Below are 19,712 nucleotides of genomic sequence, written 5' to 3'. Positions count from 1 at the left end.
ATTAAATGACGAAATTAAAGCAGGTTTGTTATGTCCGAGCAGCCACAGCCCCGCAGTGTCAAAAAGCTATTGATCTTCGGTACGCTTGCACTTTGTATTCCGGTATTTTTAATTAGTATGGCATTTCTTGCAGTGAATAGTGATGCTAAAAATCAGGAAAAATACAAGCAGCAGCAGGCAGATATGATTGCGCGTATTGAAGCACGAGAAGCTGCGGAAAAGCTCAAAGCAGAGCAGGATGTTAAGGCAGATTCAACTCAAGCTGCGTCTGAAAGTAGTGCAACAGCACCTTAATCTATCTAGAATCCCTTTGCACTTGTCTAATACTGTAAATGTCTGTGTAGTAGATAGTTGCATGGGTTTCTGCAAACGATGATTTGACTGTAGATATTCGATACTTAGTAATTAGGCAAGCCGTATTCTAGAATGGAAAAATATAGTCACCCATCATCCGATCGGTGGCTATATTTAAATCATCTTAAAGCAATTCTTTGCGCAATTGTTCTGAAGATTTAATTGAAAGTAGGGCAGGTGCTACATCTAGGGCTGTTTTGGCACCATATTGCTGAGTTTGATTCAGACGGTAGCAGGCACGGGCATAAGCCACTAGAACACTTGCAGTAAACTCCGGATTGCTATTCAGCTTTAAAGAAAACTCAATCACCTGTTTTTGTGCATCACTGGTATTACCACTACGAATGACAAAACCGCCATGTGGCATATCTTGGTGATCTTTCAGTAAAGTTTCCTCACTGATAAAATTCACAGTCGTATTATAATCTGCAAAATAATCAGGCATGCTGACGATGGTTTGTTCAACTGTTGCTGCATCAGCTCCTTGTTCCAAGACCACATAACAGTCACGATGATGTTTATCTTTGGTGCTTAACTCAGGTCGTGCGCCACTGCGGACTTGTTCAATAGCATCAGTGGATGGAATGGTATATTGAACACCAGCTTTCACCCCAGGTACACGGCGGATCGCATCCGAATGGCCTTGGCTTAAGCCTTTACCCCAAAAAGTATAAGTTTCGCCATCTGGTAATAGCGCTTCACCAAATAAACGGTTAATCGAGAACATGCCAGGATCCCAGCCAATAGAAATCATGGCTGTTTTTTTGTTAGCAAGGGCGGGTGCATCGACTGCAGCATAGTATTCCGGAATACGTGCATGCGTATCAAAACTATCTACAGTATTGAATTTACTTGCAAAGATAGGCGCCTGTTGTGGCAAGTCATCTTTAGAGCCGCTACAAAGAATCAGCACATCAATTTTATCGCTAAACTCATTTAATAGTGCATCCATGCTATACACTTGAGTTTCTGCAAAGCAAGGAGAGACGCTGCTTGGTGAGCGGCGAGTAAAAATACCAACAAGCTGCATATCAGGATTTTTCTGGATGGCAGATTCAACACCGCGGCCAAGATTACCGTAACCCGCGATACCAATACGAATAGAATTTTGCATAAATAAACGATCACTGAATAAAAAAACAACGCCAAAAATAAGCAAGGTGATGATGGCCAGAAATGGAACAGGCCAATCAGGTCATCTGACTTATATTTTGTTTTCGAAAGGATTATAGAGCGATAATTTAAACTTTATCACCCTAATCCTGCAGAAAGGCAGGTTTAACTGAGAATGCTTGTGATGAGACGCTAAATTGGACGAGGATAGGTTAGTTTTGAAGCATGAAAAGCTGCCGAGAAATTAAAAGCGGAGCAGGAGGCTTTGATTAATCCAATTCAAGCTGCAGCGAGAAATATCGAAATTGCAGCTTAATTTATTTTAAATCCCTTTGCAGTTGTCTGATAGTCGGAATCTGGGTGTATCGAATCACGGTATAGCCTGCTGCAATCAGCATGGCATCGCGTTCAGCATCTTCCTGCTCTTTGCCAATATGGCTCGGATCATCCAGTTCGACAATCGCCACTACATTATATTCACGATCAAGTACTACGAAGTCTGTGACTTTGCGATTAAATTGATTGCGCATTTTCATCTGATCATGCGTGATCAAAGCGCTAAACGCGACTTGTGCCAGAATGTCATGATGGGGAAAGGCATCTTTCAGACGTGTAAACATCCTGCTTTCAAAAGCAGTAATGACGCGCTTTGGATAGAATTTCTTTTGACGAGTGAAGAGATGCGGGAAGAGCAGGCAAACTAATGCAAATGTTGCCAGGCAGCCAATCACAAAAAATATAAACTGACTCAAATTAAACACAGATCACAAAAGGGGAGAATAAAAAAACCCACTTCGCAATGAGTGGGTTTTTTAGAATCTTGGCTCTCCCACCTGGGCTCGAACCAGGGACCTGCGGATTAACAGTCCGTCGCTCTACCGACTGAGCTATGGGAGAATAGATTGGCTCTCCAACCTGGGCTCGAACCAGGGACCTGCGGATTAACAGTCCGTCGCTCTACCGACTGAGCTATTGGAGAATCTGACAGCGATTATAGAGAGATTTAAAAAGGGGTCAAGGCACTTTTAGAAAAAAGCTGTAGAAATTGAATCAAGTGTTTTAAAAATAGTCGAAAAGGTTTGTAGTTCAAACTGTTATGTTTATGTAAACCGATCCTAACAGCAAAATCGCGATCAGCCTGAATTTTGATAAGTGATCTGGATCATAAGAAATGAGCGGTTGATCGCGCATACAAATCAATATGCTCTCAATTTAAAAAATACAGGTATAAAAAAACCCACTTCGCAATGAGTGGGTTTCTTCAGAATTTTGGCTCTTCCACCTGGGCTCGAACCAGGGACCTGCGGATTAACAGTCCGTCGCTCTACCGACTGAGCTATGGAAGAATAGATGGCTCTCCAACCTGGGCTCGAACCAGGGACCTGCGGATTAACAGTCCGTCGCTCTACCGACTGAGCTATTGGAGAATCTGATCGGCATTTTAGGGATGAATAACCAGGTCGTCAATCAATTAATGTAAAGAAATGAATTGTTTGCTTCATAAATATTCATTTAGAGCCTAAAAATAAAAAAATCACCCGAAATGGGTGATTTTTTTAGCAAAGAAATAAAAAATTATTTCTCAACACCTGCAGGCTGACCTGCATATTTCGCATTTGCATAATCCCAGTTTACTAGGCTTTCTAGGAAAGTAGAGATGTACTTAGGACGAGCATTACGGAAATCGATGTAGTAAGCGTGTTCCCAAACGTCAATCGTCAACACTGCAATTTTACCGTGCGCCATTGGCGTATCAGCATTTGAAGTTTTCATGATAGAAAGCTGACCGTTTACTTCGTCAGCCACTAACCAAGCCCAACCTGAACCAAATTGAGTAGTTGCAGCAGCAGCAAATTCTTCAGCAAATTTTTCATAAGAACCGAATGCTTCGTCAATTTTCGCAGCCAAAGTACCAGTTGCTTTACCGCCACCGTTTTTAGCCATACAGTTCCAGTAGAACGTGTGGTTCCAAACTTGAGCCGCGTTATTGAAAACACCTGCTTTAGAAGCATCACCAGCAGTTGCTGTAATAATTTCTTCTAGAGTTTTGCCTTCAAGCTCAGTACCAGCGATCAGGTTATTCAGGTTAACCACATACGTATTGTGGTGTTTGTCGTGATGGTATTCTAAAGTTTCTTTGCTGATGTGTGGAGCAAGATCTTCGTAGCCATAAGGTAATGCTGGTAAAGTAATGGTTGTCATGTTTTCAATTCCTTGCATTTTGCTGGGTTTTAACAATAAGTGGCTTTATTGTAATAGATAATCGGGCCGAAATGGGCATCGTGTATAAATAACAATACAGAATAAAGCCTGAAAATATATGAATAAAGCCACTGATCATAACCGTCAGTCGAATTAAATCGGATTGTTTAATTCGAAATAATCATACTCAATATTAAACTGTTCTGAAATAGCCTTGGCCAGGCGTTGCACACCGTATTTTTCAGTCGCATGATGGCCACAGGCATAATAATGGACATTCAGTTCCTGAGCTTCATAAAAGGTGCGTTCGTTCACTTCACCTGAAATATAGGCATCACAATCTTGTAGTGCCGCTTTTTGAATATAATCCTGCGCACCACCGGTACAGAAACCGACTTTATGGATTTGAGTTTTTTCAGCAGGAAGATGAATCGCATCAAAGCCCAGCTTTTCTGAAACATAATTTTTAAAATCTTCCGGACTCATCGGCTGTTTTAAATAGCCAATATTGCCAATTGGACGTTTCTCACTCGGATCAAGCTGTTCGATATTTTCGAGTTCTAATAAATCCGCAATGGCGGCATTATTTCCCAGTGTTGGATGACTGTCTAAAGGCAGATGATAGCCAACCAGTGAGATATCATGTTGAATCAGGGTTTTAATGCGCTTACCACGCATTCCCGTAATCGGATAGGCTTCACCTTTCCAGAAATAACCATGATGAACCAGCAATAAATCTGCGCCTTGCTCAATTGCAGCTTCAATTGCACTCTGGGAAGCAGTCACAGCACAGAGGATTTTATTCACCTCGGATTTGCCTTCAATCTGCAAGCCATTCGGTGCATAGTCCTTAAATTCACGTGATGCCAAAGTCTGGTCACACCATTGAATAATATCGTTCAAATTCGCCATAAAATTCCTGTAAGTTTAAAAACTTGCCCATATTTATCTATAGGTCTAATTGTAACTAAAGCTGCACAAATCTCTGTGGAATTTTTTGTGTTTAGTTATGTGTTTAGCATTACAATAGGACACAAATTACTTAGTCATCAACGAATTAAAATATTTTAGAGGATAGCAACGTGCGCCGCACCTTTACATGGTTACCCTGGGTGTTACTGATTTTAGTCATTATCGGTTTTTTGGGGTGGCAACAACTACAAAAACCAAAGGCACCAGTTGCGCCAGATGGCGTCAAAATGCCTGCTGAAAAAGTAGAGCCGTTGATTGATACGTCGCGCTCAGGAGGCGTGGTCTCCTACAGTGCTGCTGTAAAAGTGGCAGCCCCGGCTGTCGTGAATATTTTTACTACCCAAAAAGTCAAGCAACAGGCGCATCCTTTACTGACCGATCCGGTATTTCGTGAATTCTTTGGCGATCAGTTGCCTGACCAGTATGGACAAAGCCCGAATGAAAACAGTTTAGGTTCGGGTGTAATTGTACGTCCAGACGGTTATATCCTGACCAATAACCACGTGATTGCGCAGGCCGATCAGATTGTAGTGGCTTTGCAGGATGGACGTCGTGCCGAAGCTAAAGTGGTCGGAACTGACCCGGATACCGATCTGGCCGTGATCAAGATTGAACTGACGCAATTGCCAGTTTTGCCATTTAAACTCAGTGGCAATGAAGTCGGTGATGTGGTTCTGGCCATTGGTAATCCTTTTGGTGTTGGGCAAACCGTGACGCAGGGGATTATCTCGGCAACGGGCCGTTCAGATTTGGGTATCAATACCTATGAAGACTTTGTACAGACCGATGCTGCAATTAACCCGGGTAACTCGGGCGGTGCACTTATTGATGTCGCCGGTAATTTAATTGGCGTCAATACCGCAATTTTCTCGCAGTCTGGTGGTTCGCTGGGGATTGGTTTTGCCATTCCGGCCAAAATTTGTCAGCAGGTGATGAATGCCATTTTGAAAGATGGCCGTGTGGTTCGTGGCTGGTTAGGGATCAGCTTATTACCTGCAGAGCGTGATGATGTCCTGCAACCCAAAGAAAAAGGTGAGACGGTCGCAGAAGTGCTACCGGATGGACCTGCTGCCAAGGCTGGAATCCAGCGTGGCGATAAGATTATGAAAGTAAATGAGGAAGAGATTAGTTCTGCCTCACATCTGATTAATTTTGTGGCCTTGCAAAAGCCAAACAGTACCATTCAGATTGAAATTGAGCGGGCAGGAAAAACCATGATCCTAGAGGTTGTGGTGACTGAACGTAAGGCACAAGACAGTGCTTCACAATATATTCCTCTGCCAGGCCAATAAGTTTGATTAAAAAAAATCCCTCATGATGAGGGATTTTTTTTATACTTTCTTTCAGCATGTTCTGATACAAAAGTGAAATATTAAGCGTTTTATAAATCATTTAGCTTAGTGAAATAACATTAAAAGAGAAAATAAAAATGAATTTTATGACGGCAGATCAGGCCAAAATTTTATCTAATGTTGCTAACCTGAATATTGAAATGTATAAGCCACGTCTGGCGCAACTGATTGAAGATAATGCCCGGCAAGGCAATACAGCGGTACTGACAGTTTTTCCCAAACATCTGCCTTTGGAAGATATCCGTGCCTTGTCTGCCGAGTTAACAGATCTGGGTTATAACGTACGTTTTGAAGTACAAGAATTTTATTACAGCTTTAATGTCTACTGGCTGTAATTTTAACAGTTGTTCAAAAAAGGTCCTGTTTAGGCATATATTTTGCTGCGTTCATCTCATATTTAAACTATGAGAAATTTATGTCTTTATTTATTCATCGTGCAGCATGGGTTGATGCGCCTTATGTAGTACTTTCCTCCGGATTAGGCGGACATGCCAGTTTCTGGAATCCACAAATTGAGGCTTTGCAGCAATATTTTCATGTGGTGGCCTATGATCAGGAAGGTTGTCATTCGGATTCTGAACTCTTGCCAACGCCTTATTCCGTAGATCATATGGCCCGACAGATTCTGGATTTATTGATCAATCAGGATATCCGTGAATTTCATTTTATTGGTCATGCATTGGGTGGGCATATCGGCATGCAGCTTGCGACTTATCAAGTTGATAAAGCGTTTAAGTTATTCAGCCTGACTATGTTGAATGCCTGGGGAGAACTGGATTCACATACCCAAAAATGTTTTCAGGCAAGGACTTCTTTATTGCTGAATAGCGGGACTGAGGCCTATGTGCGGGCACAAGCCTTATTTCTGTATCCTCCACACTGGATCTCGACACATCTTGACCCGTTAACAGAAGCAGAAAATAAACAGCTACTGGACTTTCCGCCAATTCAAAATGTCTTAGCTCGTATACAGGCAGTGCAGGCTTTTAAGCTAGAGGAGGCACATCAGCAGGCGCTCAAAGATGTTCTTGTACATCTGATTGCCAATCAAGATGATTTTTTGGTGCCTTATCAACGCTCGCAACAACTTCAGCAATTATTGCCGCATAGTCAGCTCAGTCTGTTTGCAACAGGAGCGCATGCTTCTACAGTGACTGAAACCGCCCAGATCAACCAAAGCATACTGCAATTTTTAAAATCAGCCTGATATTTTCAGCAAATCACTTTGTTTGCTCAAGCCAGAACTTATTTCTGGCTTTTTATTTTTTCTAATGAATCATTTTTATGGTTTTTACTCAAAATCTGATTCTTCCTAAAAGCGATGATGATCAATTTTAATGCACCTCAATGAAACACGATGAGCAAAATTGATTCAGGGGTGGAAATCATTATTTTACTAAAAATTCAAAAAAATAAATATTAAGTATTTGAAATTAAATAAATAAAATTAATTGGCACGCGCTTTGCAATATTTTAAACATAAATAAAAAACCTGAATTGGCAACAGGGTTTTGAATATTGGTTAAAAATAATGAGGTGTGAAAATGAAAATAGGTGTCTTTTGTCCAATTGGAAACAACGGCTGGTTACTCTCTGAAAATGCACCACAGTACATGCCGACTTTTGAGTTAAACAAACAAATCGTACAACGTGCTGAACACTATGGTTTCGATTTCGCACTCTCCATGATCAAGCTGCGTGGCTTTGGTGGCAAGACCGAATTCTGGGAACATAACCTGGAAACTTTCACCCTGATGGCGGGTCTCGCAGCGGTGACCAGCAAAATTCAAATTTATGCAACGGCAGCCACTTTGGTCATGCCACCGGCAATTGTGGCACGTATGGCATCTACCATTGATTCTATTTCTAATGGCCGTTTCGGTCTGAATGTGGTGACCGGCTGGCAGCCACCTGAATACACCCAGATGGGCATGTGGCCAGGCAATGAGTATTTTGGCAAGCGCTATGAATATCTGTCTGAATATGTACAGATCCTGCGTGAGCTCTGGGCAACTGGAAAATCAGACTTTAAAGGCGAACATTTCCAGATGGAAGACTGTCGTGTCAGCCCTCGCCCGCAAGCAGACATGAAAATCATCTGTGCTGGTCAGTCTGATGCCGGTCTGGAGTTTTCTGCGCAATATGCTGACTACAACTTCGTGTTTGGTAAAGGGCTGAATACACCGACCGCTTATGCAGAAATTAATGATCGCCTAAAAGAAAAAACAGATGTGACGGGTCGTGATGTACAGACTTATGTGCTGTTTATGGTCATCGCGGCAGAAACTGATGAAGAAGCTCAAGTGAAATGGCAACACTATAACGATGGCGCAGATATGGAAGCGATTAACTGGTTGATGAATCAGGGCGGGAAAGACACGACTTCCGGTGCAGATACCAATATCCGTCAAATGGCGTCTAGCGTATCTCCAGTGAATATCAATATGGGAACCTTGGTAGGTTCTTATGAAAATGTGGCACGAATGTTGGATGAAATTGGCGAGATCAAGGGCACTGAAGGTGTGTTGCTGACCTTTGATAATTTCGTTCAGGGCGTAGAAGATTTCGGTCAGAAAATCCAGCCATTGATGAAATGTCGTGACCATATTGTGATTGAGGGCGACGCACCTGTATTGGAGAAAAGCGCATGAGTGAGCCAGTGGTAACTGCCAGTTTTACAGAAAAACTAGGTACCGGAAAAATGCTTAAAGCTGAGCCTGAAGCGATTTGTCTGGCACCAGAACAGACTGCGCTAATTGTGATCGACATGCAGAATGCCTATACCTCACAGGGGGGCTATCTGGATCTGGCGGGTTTTGATGTTTCAAAAACTAAATCGGTCGTAGATAACATTAAAAAGGCAGTCGATGCTGCGCATGCGGCCGGTATTCAGGTCATTTATTTCAAAAATGGCTGGGATGCAGAATATAAGGAAGCAGGTGGTACGGATTCTCCAAATTTCCATAAATCCAATGCCTTAAAGACCATGCGCAAACGTCCAGAATTACAGGGGAAATTACTGGCCAAAGGGGGCTGGGACTTTGAACTGATTGATGAGTTACAGCCACTGCCACAAGATCTGGTCATTGAAAAGCCTCGCTATAGCGGTTTCTTCAATACCGCACTGGACAGCATGTTGCGTGTCCGTGGCATCCGTAATCTGGTTTTTGTCGGAATTGCCACCAATGTCTGCGTGGAGTCGACCCTGCGTGATGGTTTCTTTCTGGAATATTTCGGCGTGGCGCTGGCGGATGCCTGCCATCAGGCCGGGCCAGTCGAAGCCCATGAAGCCAGTCTGTATAACATCAAGACCTTCTTTGGCTGGGTATCCGATACCGCAAATTTTGTCGAAACCTTTCAAAAAGAAAGTGAATCACTTAAAGAAACTAAATTGGCTGAAAGTGCCTAAAAAATTAAAGATCAGGATTAAGGAAAAAACAGTATGCCTAAAGAAGTCATTATTCCAGCAGGAACTTCAAAACCGTTAGCGCCGTTTGTACCGGCAACCAAGGCAGACAATATTGTCTATGTGTCAGGCACATTGGCCTTTGATGAAAATAATAACATCGTGCATGTCGGTGATGCGGCAGCCCAGACCCGTCATATTCTGGAAACCATCAAGCGTGTGATTGAAGAAGCCGGTGGCAGCATGGATGACGTCACTTTCAATCATGTGTTTGTCAAAGATTGGGCAGATTATGCGGCGATTAATACCGTTTATGCAGAGTATTTCCCTGGAGATAAACCGGCACGATATTGCGTACAGACTGGCTTGGTTAAACCGGATGCGTTGGTCGAAATTGCCTCGATTGCCCATGTATAAGCCGAACCACCTGATTCAATCTCATTACTAGATGCCCTAAGTCTGTCACTGAAAACTGACTTCGGGCGGGGAGAACAGCATGAATGCCAAACTGTCTAAAATCGTCACGGAAGCGGTTGCAGAGAATAATGCATCAAATAAGGTTTTAAAGAATGAAACCACAGCTGAAGTATTTACCCAGGTCGATCAGCAGACTTTCCGTCAGGGTATGTCCAATCTGGGCGCGGCGGTGAATGTGATCACTACACAAGGTGCGGCAGGACAGGCGGGATTTACAGCATCAGCGGTATGCAGTGTGACTGATACACCGCCGACTTTACTGGTCTGCCTGAACCGTTCGGCCTCAGTTTATGAGACTTTCAAGAATAATCAGGTGTTGTGTGTGAATACTTTGGCATCACACCAGCAGCATCTATCCAATCTGTTCGGTGGAAAAACGCCGATGGCAGAGCGTTTCAGTCAGGGGAACTGGAAAACCTTGGTGACCCAGTCACCTGTACTTGAGGAAGCCTTGGTCAGTTTCGACTGCGAGGTGGTCCAGCAATTATCCGTAGGCAGTCATGACGTGCTGTTCTGTGAAGTGAAAGCCATGTGCCAGCGTCAAGGCAATGCGCTGATGTACTTCAACCGTTCTTACTGTGAGCCACACAAAATGTGCTAAATCAATTCAGTCCTAATCAAGGAGGGGAAGCCCATGCAAGAAAAAGAATCGTGGTTTCCAAAATTTAAGCCTTACCAAGGCAATATCGATACAACACCAGTTCAAACAGATGAATATCTGCCGGCTGGGAAAAGTATTATTCTCGGTTTACAGCATGTGTTTGCGATGTTTGGAGCAACCGTGCTGGCGCCGCTTTTAATGGGGTTTGATCCCAATCTCACGATTTTTATTACCGGGATTGGTACCATTTTATTTTTCCTGATCACTGGCGGTCGATTGCCTAGTTATCTGGGATCCAGTTTTGCCTTCATTGGCGCTGTGGTGGCGGTGACCGGTTATTCAGGCGTTGGAGCGAATCCCAATATCGGATTGGCACTCGGGGGAACCATCGCCTGCGGTATTGTTTATGCCTTGATTGGCCTGCTGGTCATGAAAACCGGTACCGCATGGATTGAAAAGCTGATGCCACCCGTGGTCACGGGCGTCATCGTGATGATTATCGGCTTGAATCTGGCACCAGTCGCGATCAAAAGTGTCTCAGCCAACCAGTTTGACTCTTGGATGGCACTGGTCACCATTATCTGTATCAGTGTGATTGCGGTATTTACCCGTGGGATGGTGCGCCGTTTACTGCTGTTATTAGGCCTACTGTCTTCCTACCTGATTTATTTTCTTTTCACTAATGTAATGGGCTTCGGACCTGCGATTGATTTCAGCAAAGTCAGTGAAGCAGCATGGTTTGGTCTGCCAAATTTCCAGAGTCCGGTCTTTGAAATGAATGCCATGCTGATGATTGCACCAGTGGCCATTATTCTGGTTGCAGAAAATCTTGGGCACTTTAAAGCGGTATCCGCAATGACTGGTAAAAATCTGTCGCCGTATATGGGACGCGGTTTCTTTGCAGATGGGGTTTGTACTTCATTATCCGCTTCTGTCGGCGGTACCGGGATGACCACTTATGCTGAAAATATCGGTGTGATGGCAGTGACCAAAGTGTACGCTACCACCGTATTTATTTTTGCCGGGATCTTCGCTATTTTGCTGGGACTTTCACCTAAATTTGGTGCGGTGATCAGTACCATTCCAGTAGCTTTATTGGGTGGCGCATCGATTGTGGTCTTCGGGTTGATTACTGTGGCGGGTGCCAAAATCTGGGTGGATAACCATGTTGATTTTACCAAGAACAGTACCCTGATTATTGGTGCGGTGTGTCTGATTATGGGGACAGGTAATTATAGCTTGCAGATTGGTGGTTTCGATTTGGGTGGTATCGGTACTGCGACTTTGGCTGCGATTTTGTTGAACCTGTTCCTAAATCGTGGTGAAGATAAAGAATTGCCTGAACCTGCATCGACCGCAACAGAAGTTGAGGTTAAGCCAGTCGCTTAATATAAGGAGTATTTTTTGAGTCATACAGTTGCATTTTTAGGACTTGGGGCAATGGGCTGGCATATGGCCTCCCATTTGCCAAAACTCGGACATCCGGTTTGGGTCTGGAACCGGACTGAACAGAAAGCGCTAGATCATGCTCAATCTTTCAGGACTCAGGCAGTGGGTATTGAACAGGCGGTTCAGGCAGATTTTATTTTTTCTTGCTTGCCGACCAGTCAGGATGTAGAGAAGCTAATTGCTGCACATCCACCTAAACCGGGTGCAATCTGGATTGACTGTACCAGCGGTGTACCAGAATCGGCCCAAAAACTGGCAAATCGATTGGAGCAACAGGGAAGCTATTACCTGGATGCTCCGGTATCTGGTCAGACTGTTGGGGCAGAAAAAGGCACTTTAACCGTGATGATGGGAGGAAGTGAATCTGCCTTTACGCAAGCCAAACCGGTCATTGCTGCTTTTGCTGGGTTGATTGAATATGTGGGAGAAAGTGGTTCCGGTTTTGCAGTGAAAGCCATTAACAATACTTTGATGGCTACGCATTTATGGGCGCTGGCTGAAGGCTTAACTGTACTGAAAGGGCAGGGAGTTGACTTAAGCAGTGCGTTGAACTGTATTAATCATTCCAGTGGTAAAAGTAGCATGTCGGAAAATATCATGGCGCAGCGTGTACTGAGCCGTGAGTTTCATAAAACCTTTGCGCTGGATTTATTGCAGAAAGATATTGGTATTGCTTTAGAACTGGTGCAACAGCAGCAACTGGATTTATCAGTGATGTCTTTGGTGCAACAACAGTTTCAGCAGATTGCCAGACCTCAGGCCAGCCAGCTGGATTTTTCCGCTGCGGTACAAGGATTGGAACAACGTACGCAAATTGAATTAAGGGGATAAAGTTTTTATTAAAACCTGTTATTAAGAGAAATAATTAATTTTCAATTAAGTTCATCGCAATAGATTTCTTTATCTAAAATATAAAAATCCGGGGATTTAAAATTCCCGGATTTTTATTTTAATTGCTTTAAATAGCCTAAGCTAATTTTAATATGACAAGCTCAAACAATTTAAATAAATATCTTAATTTTGTTGATTCGTCTCATATTCCTGAATGACTTCAAGCGCGGCACGAAACGCTTCCTGGGTTGCCGGTGCACCGCAGTAAGGCAGGCTATGCAACAACACTTCCTGAATTTCCTCAACCGTTGCGCCGTTATTTAGGGCACCTCGCACATGACCTTTTAGTTCAGTGGGACTTTTTTGCGCGGTTAGAAATGCAATGGTAATTAAAGAACGATATTTACGCGGTAAAATACCTTCACGTTGCCAGGTCGAACCCCAGGCATGTTCATTAATCCAGTCCTGTAATGGCTGGGTAAAAGGCACGGTATTTTCCTGAGCACGCTGCACAAAGCTTTCCCCCATTACTTCAGTACGGACTTTCAAGCCATTTTCATAATCTTGTTGTGACATGCTTTATCCTCAATTTTATTATTGCTTTAGCTTAAAGCTTTTAAGCCAAAATACTATCGTGCAATAGTCGTAAAAAAAAGTGGCTCAAAAGCCACTTATGAAGCTTCCAAAGTGAGGTATTGAAACATGGCTCCACTCTGGAATTTATGACACCTTTGATCAAAAGTTTGATTTAAGGTGATACTGAGTGTGAAGGATCAGTTTGCACTGAAGTATCGGTACCTGTAGCATCTTCCTTGATGAGATACGGATTCTCAAGCTCTAATACCTCATTCAAATGCAGATCGAATACATCGGTCAACATGCTGTCATAACGGCGCGCATTATAGTGCAGCAGTTTTTCTGCTTCCTGATCATTAATAAAGCCTTGTAGCTGTGCATCGGCTACATGCTCAGCAAAACTGAGTCCTTTAAATTGTCCTTTATTTTCAGCTTTTTTAAAGCGATCCCAGAGTTTTTCAATCTCGAGTAGCAGATTGAAAGTAGATTCCATACGGCCAGTGACATCATTTTCATTAATATTATAGTAGACATGTTTTTTGAGTGACTGCCGGAAAGCATTGTTTTCCATCATGCTGTTTGCTACCTGTTGTTTCAGCTGGTCTGATGGTTTCTGTACCGGACGGCCAAATGGGAAACATAGCAGTTTGACCATGCCTGCTGCTGCACCTGATGGAAAGTTAGCAAACAGGTCAAAAAATGCTTCTTGCGCTGTATACAGAGACTTTTCTACCGCAAGCTGTGCATGTAAACGCTCATCTTCAGTCTTTTTGCTATGCTCAAAATATTTCAGAATTGAGGAAGCAATAAACAGATGTGCATGAATATCGGCCAGACGACCCGAAAGCATTTCCTTACGTTTGATATCCCCTGCGAGTAAACCTAGGCACATATCCGCAGTTAAAGCAAAGTTGGCACTCAGCCGATTAATGATCTTATAATAAGGCTGGGTGAAATCAACCGCACTTTGCGGCGCAGCACTTGAGCCACCTGTAAAGGCATAGGCAAAGGAGCGAGCAGTCCGGTTAAAGGTGTAACCCAAATGCTTAAACAGCAAGTTATCAAAAGGATTTAGAGCCGCTGCCGAGTCTTCTGCCTGTAAGAGCTGTAATTCTTCATATAGATAAGGATGGCAGCGCATTGAACCCTGTCCAAAAATCATCAAGGAACGACTGAGAATATTGGCGCCTTCGACGGTAATGGAGACTGGAATTGCCTGATAGTAAGGTGCCAGAAAGTTACGCGGCCCCATCTGAATGGCACGACCACCGACCACATCCATGCCGTGATTGACCACTTTACGCATGCCTTCAGTTGCATAGTATTTGGCAATCGCCGTCATTACGGCAGGCTTGCCACCCTGATTCAGACCACAGGTGACCAGATAACGGAAGGCTTCCAGCATATAGGTGTCACTGGCGATTTCACTATTGGCTTCCTGAACACCCTCAAACTTACCAACTGAAATCTTGAATTGCTGACGAATACGAGAGAAAGCACCCACATTTAAATAAGTCATTTCTGAAGTAGAAGTAGACAGCGCTGGTAGGGAAATGCCACGACCGACTGCCAAACATTCCATCAGCATGCGCCATCCTTTACCGGCATTTTTTACGCCACCAATAATCCAGTCCAGTGGAATAAAGACATTTTTACCTTCCACTGTTCCATTCATGAATGGCGGTCCCGGGTTATGCCGTGGTCCCACTATTACGCCTTCATGACTGGCAGGAAGCAGGGCACAGGTAATGCCATATTCAGTCTGTTCACCCAAAAGATGATCCGGATCATACATTTTAAAGGCCAGACCCACCACTGTCGCAATTGGTGCCAAAGTAATCCAGCGTTTGGAAAAATTCATTCTCAGACCGAGTACTTCCTGACCTTCAAACTGGCCATAGCAGACTACACCGGTATCAGGAATCGCACCAGCATCGGAACCGGCCTCCGGACTGGTCAAACCGAAACAGGGAATTTCTTCGCCTCGCGCCAGACCCGGCAGATAACGGTCTTTCTGTTCTTCGGTACCATAATGCAGTAACAGCTCGCCTGGTCCGAGTGAGTTCGGTACCATACAACTCACGGCTGTGGTCAGAGATCGCGAAGCAATCTTGCTCATCACCCGACTTTGGGCAAAGGAGCTAAAGGCACGACCGCCGTATTCTTTGGGAATAATCAGGCCCAAGAAACCATGTTCCTTAATATATTGCCAGACATGATCAGGCAGCGCTTTTTGCTCATGAATTTCCCATTCATCCAGCATGCTGCACAAGGTCTCAACTTCATTGTCCAGAAAAGCCTGTTCTTCTAGCGATAATTTGGGATAGGGATAACTGTTAAAGGTTTCCCAGTTCGGTGCACCCATAAACAGTTCTTTTTCCCACCAGCTGGTTCCGGAGTCCAGTGCTTCACGTTCTGTCGGGCTAATACTCGGCATGGCATTGGCCAGTGCTTTATAGGTCGGCTTGGAAATGAACGACATACGTAAAGGGTCGATCATCACCACAAGGCTAATCAGGATCAGCGGAATACCGAGAATAAGTGACCATGGACTAATAAAAGCACACACCACTGATATCACCATCAGCGCAATTGCACCAGCGCTACGGGAGAGCTGAAAATAGAAAATGGCCCATAAACTGAGTAATAGCAGTAGTACAGCAAATATAAATAGCATTGTTATAGTTCTCCAGATTTATACAACGCTGCCTGTGCCGAGATCTCATAGAATTTTTGTCACAGTTCATTCATTTTTTTTGTCGCTTGAGGATCGGACAGGTTCAGCATTGCACGTGTGAGAATGATCGTTTTCAAGTCTTGCAACGATATTTTTAAATCTTTCATCTATTTTTGAGATTGTTTGAAAAATGCTCAGTCTTCAAGTGAGAACGCGCAAAGAAATGTGAAGATAAGTAATGACTTAATCTTATCTAAAATAAAAAATGGGGTTTAACACTCAGTAAAGATTTAAATTGAAGAGATAAAAAAGCCCTCTACAAGAGAGGGCTTTTATTTCATTAGTTTAAACAGGATTAAGCTTCAATGGCCTGAACTGCAATTTTCTTGGCAGGGTCAACTTTACGGCGCACTGCTGGTACAGGTTCGCCATTGTATTGGCGGTCGGCAAAGTAGCTTGAACGAACCATTGGTGCTGCCCAGATATTGCGGAAGCCCAGTTTTTGGCCATGTTCGGTATAACGTTCGAATTCTTCAGGTGTCACAAAGCGATCAATCGCTGCATGTTCTTTTGAAGGCTGTAAATATTGACCAATCGTCACATAATCTACGCCATGTGCATGCAGATCATCAAGCAGGGCAAGCACTTCTTCTTCAGTTTCACCAATGCCGACCATCAGACCACATTTAGTTGGTACGTCCGGGCAGTATTCTTTAAACATTTTCAGCAGGTTTAAAGAGTGCTGATAGTCAGAACCTGGACGCATGGCTTTATACAGACGTGGCACTGTTTCGATATTGTGGTTAAACACATCTGGCGGGCATTCAGTCATGATGCGCAGCGCGATATCCATACGGCCACGGAAATCTGGTACCAGAATTTCCAGTAAGGTATTCGGACTTAGAGCACGTGCTTCTTTAATACAATCGACAAAATGCTGTGCACCGCCATCGAGTAAATCATCACGGTCTACCGAAGTGATTACCGCATATTTCAGACCCAGGTTGGCAATGGTCTCAGCCATATGACGCGGTTCATCTGCATCGAGTGCATTTGGACGGCCATGAGCCACATCACAGAATGGACAGCGACGGGTACAGATATCACCCATAATCATAAAGGTCGCAGTACCGCCACCAAAACATTCAGGCAGGTTTGGACAGGCGGCTTCTTCGCACACCGTATGTAATTTTTGCTGACGTAATGTGGTTTTAATACGTTGAACTTCTTCAGGTGCCGCCATTTTCACCCGGATCCAGTCCGGCTTACGTGGCGTTTCAACCGTAGGAACAACTTTTACAGGAATGCGGGCAACTTTTTCCGCACCGCGAAGTTTGACGCCCTGTTCAGGTTTACGGTTTTCAGACATATTCAACTTTTCCACTGTTTTTGAAGGGGGAGATACTCAAAGATAGCGCAGTTATTATAACGAACTTCGTTCTAAATAGGGCAAAAAGGGGTATTCATTTAAAAAATGTTCTTATCAAGCAATATATGTGAGTTAAATACACCAAATCAACAGGATTTACGTCATAATAAGCAGGTAGATTAAAGTGAATTTTTTAATTTTGAGGAGCGTTGAATGCCACGTAAAAAAGAGGTCGTTAGTGGGACTTTCGTTAAATATGATGCGGTAGTTCTAGGTTCGGGCCCTGCGGGCGAAGGCGCGGCAATGAAACTTGCCAAATCTGGTAAGCGTGTTGCAATCGTTGAGATGCGTGAACAGCTGGGTGGCAACTGTACCCATGTCGGTACGATTCCAAGTAAAGCATTGCGTCAAACAGTATCCAGTATTATCCGTTATCAACGTGATCCACTGTTTCAAAAAGTCGGGGACTGGAAGCAGTTCACCATGAAGCAAGTGTTGCGTCATGCACATAAAGTTATTCAACAACAAGTAGATACACATTCACGTTTCTACGACCGCAATAAAATTGATATTTATCATGGTCGTGCCTATATTCAGGATCAAAATACCATTTTTGTATTTAACCCAGACGGCATTAAAGAAACGCTGATGTTCAAGCAACTGGTCATTGCCAGCGGCTCGCGTCCATATCGTCCAGACATTCTTGATTTTAATCATCCACGTGTATTTGATTCAGACAAAATTCTGGATCTGGACTATTCCATCCAGAAAATCATTATTTATGGTGCAGGTGTAATCGGTTGTGAATATGCCTCGATCTTTATTGGTCTAGGACATAAAGTCGACTTGATCAACACCCAACACAAACTTTTAAGCTATCTGGATGATGAAATTTCTGATGCACTGTCTTATCACTTGCGTGAACAGGGTGTATTGATTCGTCATAATGAACAGATCGACTTTTTAGAAACATTTGATGACCATGTGGTGATGCACACGCAAAGCGGCAAGAAAATTAAAGCCGATGCAATTTTGTGGTGTAATGGCCGTTCAGGCAATACCGATGGTCTAGGCCTTGAAAATGTCGGCCTGAAACCGAACAGCCGTGGTCAATTGACTGTGAATGATCAATATCAGACCGAAGTAGAAAATATCTACGCTGCCGGTGATGTGATCGGTTGGCCTTCGCTAGCCTCTGCTGCTTATGACCAAGGTCGTTGCGCAGGTGCCAACATGAGCGGCGAGAAAGACGTTGCACCGGTGACTGATATTCCAACCGGGATTTATACCATTCCTGAGATTTCTTCGATTGGTAAAACTGAACAGCAGCTGACTGAAGAAAAGATTCCGTATGAAGTCGGTCAGGCATCATTCCGTCATTTGGCACGTGCACAGATTACCGGTGATACTATGGGCGAATTAAAGATTCTGTTCCATCGTGAAACGCTGGAAGTTTTGGGGGTACATTGCTTCGGTAATAATGCCTCTGAAATTATCCATATTGGTCAGGCAGTTATGAACAGCCCGAACAATACGATCAAGTACTTTGTAGAAACCACGTTTAACTATCCGACTATGGCGGAAGCGTATCGTGTAGCAACGCTGAATGGTATGAACCGTTTATTCTAAGTGAGATATTTTACTTAGACCGAAAAACCGCAAGTCTTCACTTGCGGTTTTTTTATTGGAAGTGATTAAGTCAGTCAAGTTGATCAAATCGAATTTTTAAGCCGCCATTTTTCGGCATTCTTCAGCACAGCGGCGGCATGCTTCGGCACATTGCTGACAATGTTCATCTTCATGATGACCACATTCTTCTACACAGTAGTCACAGGCTTTCGCACAAAGTTCACATATTTCATGCATGAATGGAGATTGCTTTTGTTCCATACGGGCGCAAAGCTGACAGATATCTGCACAGTCCAGACAGCGCTGGATACACTTCCGCATCATCTCCAGATCTTCTTCTTTAAGACAGGCACTGGCACAGTTGGCACATGCCAGGGAACAGTTCATACAGGCTTGCACACAATCTGAAAATTGAAGTTCATTCATTTTCTTTTTCCTCTATTCATATGGGTATTGCTGATTTTCTAATACGCTAAGCAGAAAAAGGAAAATACACTAGGCAGATTAGGTGAGGAAAAGTAAACAGGCGCTTTGTTTTGTTAAGGGATTTACTATCTACATTTATATTCAGAGTTAGATATTTTTATTGTTTGAAAAAATAAAAAACCATTGAGCCGGTCAAAGTCTCAATGGTACAGGATTTACATGTGAGTCATTATTATCGAAGGTTGTAATGACCTTTCTTGTTATTCTGATTTTCTCAT

General features: G+C 43.4%; 19 protein-coding genes and 4 tRNA genes. 11 read left to right on the top strand and 12 right to left on the bottom strand.

Annotation, left to right across the window (positions count from 1 at the left end; all coding sequences use genetic code 11):
• Positions 1–30 precede the first annotated feature (30 nt).
• The gene (locus tag ACTL4S_RS02665) at positions 31–294 is read left to right on the top strand and encodes a hypothetical protein (protein WP_005107416.1); all 264 of its coding nucleotides are present in this window, start codon (positions 31–33) and stop codon (positions 292–294) included.
• Between the two features lie 184 nt (positions 295–478).
• Here the strand turns inward: ACTL4S_RS02665 and ACTL4S_RS02660 are convergent, their stop codons facing one another.
• The 8 genes from ACTL4S_RS02660 to ACTL4S_RS02625 form a co-directional block, all read right to left on the bottom strand.
• Entirely contained in the window at positions 479–1,468 is a 990-nt protein-coding gene (locus ACTL4S_RS02660) for a diaminopimelate dehydrogenase (protein WP_441298697.1), read from the bottom strand.
• 316 nt (positions 1,469–1,784) lie between these two features.
• The gene (locus ACTL4S_RS02655) at positions 1,785–2,228 is read right to left on the bottom strand and encodes a DUF2726 domain-containing protein (protein ID WP_441298696.1); all 444 of its coding nucleotides are present in this window, start codon (positions 2,226–2,228) and stop codon (positions 1,785–1,787) included.
• A gap of 60 nt (positions 2,229–2,288) precedes the next feature.
• Positions 2,289–2,364: transfer RNA gene (locus ACTL4S_RS02650), tRNA-Asn, on the bottom strand.
• A 6-nt stretch (positions 2,365–2,370) separates the two neighbouring features.
• Positions 2,371–2,446, bottom strand: a tRNA-Asn gene (locus ACTL4S_RS02645).
• A 291-nt stretch (positions 2,447–2,737) separates the two neighbouring features.
• Positions 2,738–2,813, bottom strand: a tRNA-Asn gene (locus ACTL4S_RS02640).
• Between the two features lie 5 nt (positions 2,814–2,818).
• Positions 2,819–2,894, bottom strand: a tRNA-Asn gene (locus ACTL4S_RS02635).
• Positions 2,895–3,042: 148 nt separating this feature from the next.
• A complete protein-coding gene (sodB, locus tag ACTL4S_RS02630) occupies positions 3,043–3,669 on the bottom strand; it encodes a superoxide dismutase SodB (protein WP_004646486.1) in 627 nt (208 codons plus the stop codon).
• A gap of 153 nt (positions 3,670–3,822) precedes the next feature.
• Positions 3,823–4,581 (bottom strand): Nif3-like dinuclear metal center hexameric protein, encoded by a 759-nt coding sequence (locus ACTL4S_RS02625; protein ID WP_441298695.1) that lies wholly within the window; start codon positions 4,579–4,581, stop codon positions 3,823–3,825.
• Positions 4,582–4,751: 170 nt separating this feature from the next.
• Here ACTL4S_RS02625 and ACTL4S_RS02620 point away from each other — a divergent pair, with 170 nt between their 5' ends.
• The 9 genes from ACTL4S_RS02620 (at position 4,752) to ACTL4S_RS02580 (ending at position 12,757) form a co-directional block, all read left to right on the top strand.
• On the top strand, positions 4,752–5,933 hold the full coding sequence (locus ACTL4S_RS02620; protein ID WP_441298694.1) for a trypsin-like peptidase domain-containing protein: 1,182 nt from the start codon (positions 4,752–4,754) through the stop codon (positions 5,931–5,933).
• 137 nt (positions 5,934–6,070) lie between these two features.
• Entirely contained in the window at positions 6,071–6,328 is a 258-nt protein-coding gene (locus ACTL4S_RS02615) for a hypothetical protein (RefSeq protein WP_004730148.1), read from the top strand.
• A gap of 80 nt (positions 6,329–6,408) precedes the next feature.
• A complete protein-coding gene (gene rutD / locus ACTL4S_RS02610) occupies positions 6,409–7,200 on the top strand; it encodes a pyrimidine utilization protein D (protein WP_441298693.1) in 792 nt (263 codons plus the stop codon).
• A gap of 337 nt (positions 7,201–7,537) precedes the next feature.
• Positions 7,538–8,644 carry a pyrimidine utilization protein A gene (gene rutA / locus ACTL4S_RS02605; protein WP_441298692.1) on the top strand — a complete coding sequence of 369 codons (1,107 nt, stop codon included), beginning with the start codon at positions 7,538–7,540 and terminating at the stop codon, positions 8,642–8,644.
• On the top strand, positions 8,641–9,402 hold the full coding sequence (gene rutB, locus ACTL4S_RS02600) for a pyrimidine utilization protein B (protein WP_441298691.1): 762 nt from the start codon (positions 8,641–8,643) through the stop codon (positions 9,400–9,402). Before rutA ends, rutB begins: the two co-directional genes overlap by 4 nt.
• A 33-nt stretch (positions 9,403–9,435) precedes the next feature.
• Positions 9,436–9,816, top strand: coding sequence for a pyrimidine utilization protein C (rutC, locus tag ACTL4S_RS02595; RefSeq protein ID WP_310076614.1), 381 nt, complete (start codon positions 9,436–9,438; stop codon positions 9,814–9,816).
• A gap of 79 nt (positions 9,817–9,895) precedes the next feature.
• Positions 9,896–10,477, top strand: coding sequence for an NADH-dependent FMN reductase RutF (gene rutF / locus ACTL4S_RS02590; protein ID WP_374724779.1), 582 nt, complete (start codon positions 9,896–9,898; stop codon positions 10,475–10,477).
• A gap of 33 nt (positions 10,478–10,510) precedes the next feature.
• Positions 10,511–11,866, top strand: coding sequence for a pyrimidine utilization transport protein G (gene rutG, locus ACTL4S_RS02585; protein WP_441298690.1), 1,356 nt, complete (start codon positions 10,511–10,513; stop codon positions 11,864–11,866).
• Positions 11,867–11,917: 51 nt separating this feature from the next.
• Positions 11,918–12,757, top strand: a complete 840-nt coding sequence (locus tag ACTL4S_RS02580) for an NAD(P)-dependent oxidoreductase (protein WP_253146199.1) — start codon at positions 11,918–11,920, stop codon at positions 12,755–12,757.
• A 183-nt stretch (positions 12,758–12,940) separates the two neighbouring features.
• Here the strand turns inward: ACTL4S_RS02580 and ACTL4S_RS02575 are convergent, their stop codons facing one another.
• From ACTL4S_RS02575 to lipA, 3 genes are all read right to left on the bottom strand, one after another.
• Complete coding sequence (locus ACTL4S_RS02575; protein ID WP_195724929.1) at positions 12,941–13,333, bottom strand: carboxymuconolactone decarboxylase family protein; 393 nt, start codon at positions 13,331–13,333, stop codon at positions 12,941–12,943.
• 172 nt (positions 13,334–13,505) lie between these two features.
• Entirely contained in the window at positions 13,506–16,010 is a 2,505-nt protein-coding gene (locus tag ACTL4S_RS02570; protein ID WP_441298689.1) for an acyl-CoA dehydrogenase, read from the bottom strand.
• Positions 16,011–16,365: 355 nt separating this feature from the next.
• Entirely contained in the window at positions 16,366–17,379 is a 1,014-nt protein-coding gene (gene lipA / locus ACTL4S_RS02565; protein ID WP_004730131.1) for a lipoyl synthase, read from the bottom strand.
• A gap of 213 nt (positions 17,380–17,592) precedes the next feature.
• Between lipA and sthA the strand changes: the two genes are divergently transcribed.
• Positions 17,593–19,008: a Si-specific NAD(P)(+) transhydrogenase gene (gene sthA / locus ACTL4S_RS02560; RefSeq protein WP_004646501.1), complete on the top strand. Its 1,416-nt coding sequence runs from the start codon at positions 17,593–17,595 to the stop codon at positions 19,006–19,008.
• A 96-nt stretch (positions 19,009–19,104) separates the two neighbouring features.
• On the opposite strand, the gene ACTL4S_RS02555 is transcribed toward sthA, so the two are convergent.
• A complete protein-coding gene (locus tag ACTL4S_RS02555; RefSeq protein ID WP_180037846.1) occupies positions 19,105–19,434 on the bottom strand; it encodes a four-helix bundle copper-binding protein in 330 nt (109 codons plus the stop codon).
• Between the last annotated feature and the right edge of the window lie 278 nt (positions 19,435–19,712).

The sequence above is a fragment of the Acinetobacter lwoffii genome (assembly GCF_052078135.1).
Classification (GTDB): Bacteria; Pseudomonadota; Gammaproteobacteria; order Pseudomonadales; family Moraxellaceae; genus Acinetobacter; species Acinetobacter lwoffii_Z.
This window is presented reverse-complemented; position numbering and strand designations above follow the sequence as displayed.

Excerpts from the sequence above, each read along its gene's own strand:
- ACTL4S_RS02665 (WP_005107416.1), top strand. The coding sequence starts at position 31 with ATGTCCGAGCAGCCACAGCCCCGCAGTGTCAAAAAGCTATTGATCTTC.
- ACTL4S_RS02660 (WP_441298697.1), bottom strand. The coding sequence starts at position 1,468 with ATGCAAAATTCTATTCGTATTGGTATCGCGGGTTACGGTAATCTTGGC.
- sodB (WP_004646486.1), bottom strand. The coding sequence starts at position 3,669 with ATGACAACCATTACTTTACCAGCATTACCTTATGGCTACGAAGATCTT.
- ACTL4S_RS02625 (WP_441298695.1), bottom strand. The coding sequence starts at position 4,581 with ATGGCGAATTTGAACGATATTATTCAATGGTGTGACCAGACTTTGGCA.
- ACTL4S_RS02615 (WP_004730148.1), top strand. The coding sequence starts at position 6,071 with ATGAATTTTATGACGGCAGATCAGGCCAAAATTTTATCTAATGTTGCT.
- rutD (WP_441298693.1), top strand. The coding sequence starts at position 6,409 with ATGTCTTTATTTATTCATCGTGCAGCATGGGTTGATGCGCCTTATGTA.
- rutA (WP_441298692.1), top strand. The coding sequence starts at position 7,538 with ATGAAAATAGGTGTCTTTTGTCCAATTGGAAACAACGGCTGGTTACTC.
- rutB (WP_441298691.1), top strand. The coding sequence starts at position 8,641 with ATGAGTGAGCCAGTGGTAACTGCCAGTTTTACAGAAAAACTAGGTACC.
- rutC (WP_310076614.1), top strand. The coding sequence starts at position 9,436 with ATGCCTAAAGAAGTCATTATTCCAGCAGGAACTTCAAAACCGTTAGCG.
- rutF (WP_374724779.1), top strand. The coding sequence starts at position 9,896 with ATGAATGCCAAACTGTCTAAAATCGTCACGGAAGCGGTTGCAGAGAAT.
- rutG (WP_441298690.1), top strand. The coding sequence starts at position 10,511 with ATGCAAGAAAAAGAATCGTGGTTTCCAAAATTTAAGCCTTACCAAGGC.
- ACTL4S_RS02580 (WP_253146199.1), top strand. The coding sequence starts at position 11,918 with ATGGGCTGGCATATGGCCTCCCATTTGCCAAAACTCGGACATCCGGTT.
- ACTL4S_RS02575 (WP_195724929.1), bottom strand. The coding sequence starts at position 13,333 with ATGTCACAACAAGATTATGAAAATGGCTTGAAAGTCCGTACTGAAGTA.
- ACTL4S_RS02570 (WP_441298689.1), bottom strand. The coding sequence starts at position 16,010 with ATGCTATTTATATTTGCTGTACTACTGCTATTACTCAGTTTATGGGCC.
- lipA (WP_004730131.1), bottom strand. The coding sequence starts at position 17,379 with ATGTCTGAAAACCGTAAACCTGAACAGGGCGTCAAACTTCGCGGTGCG.
- sthA (WP_004646501.1), top strand. The coding sequence starts at position 17,593 with ATGCCACGTAAAAAAGAGGTCGTTAGTGGGACTTTCGTTAAATATGAT.
- ACTL4S_RS02555 (WP_180037846.1), bottom strand. The coding sequence starts at position 19,434 with ATGAATGAACTTCAATTTTCAGATTGTGTGCAAGCCTGTATGAACTGT.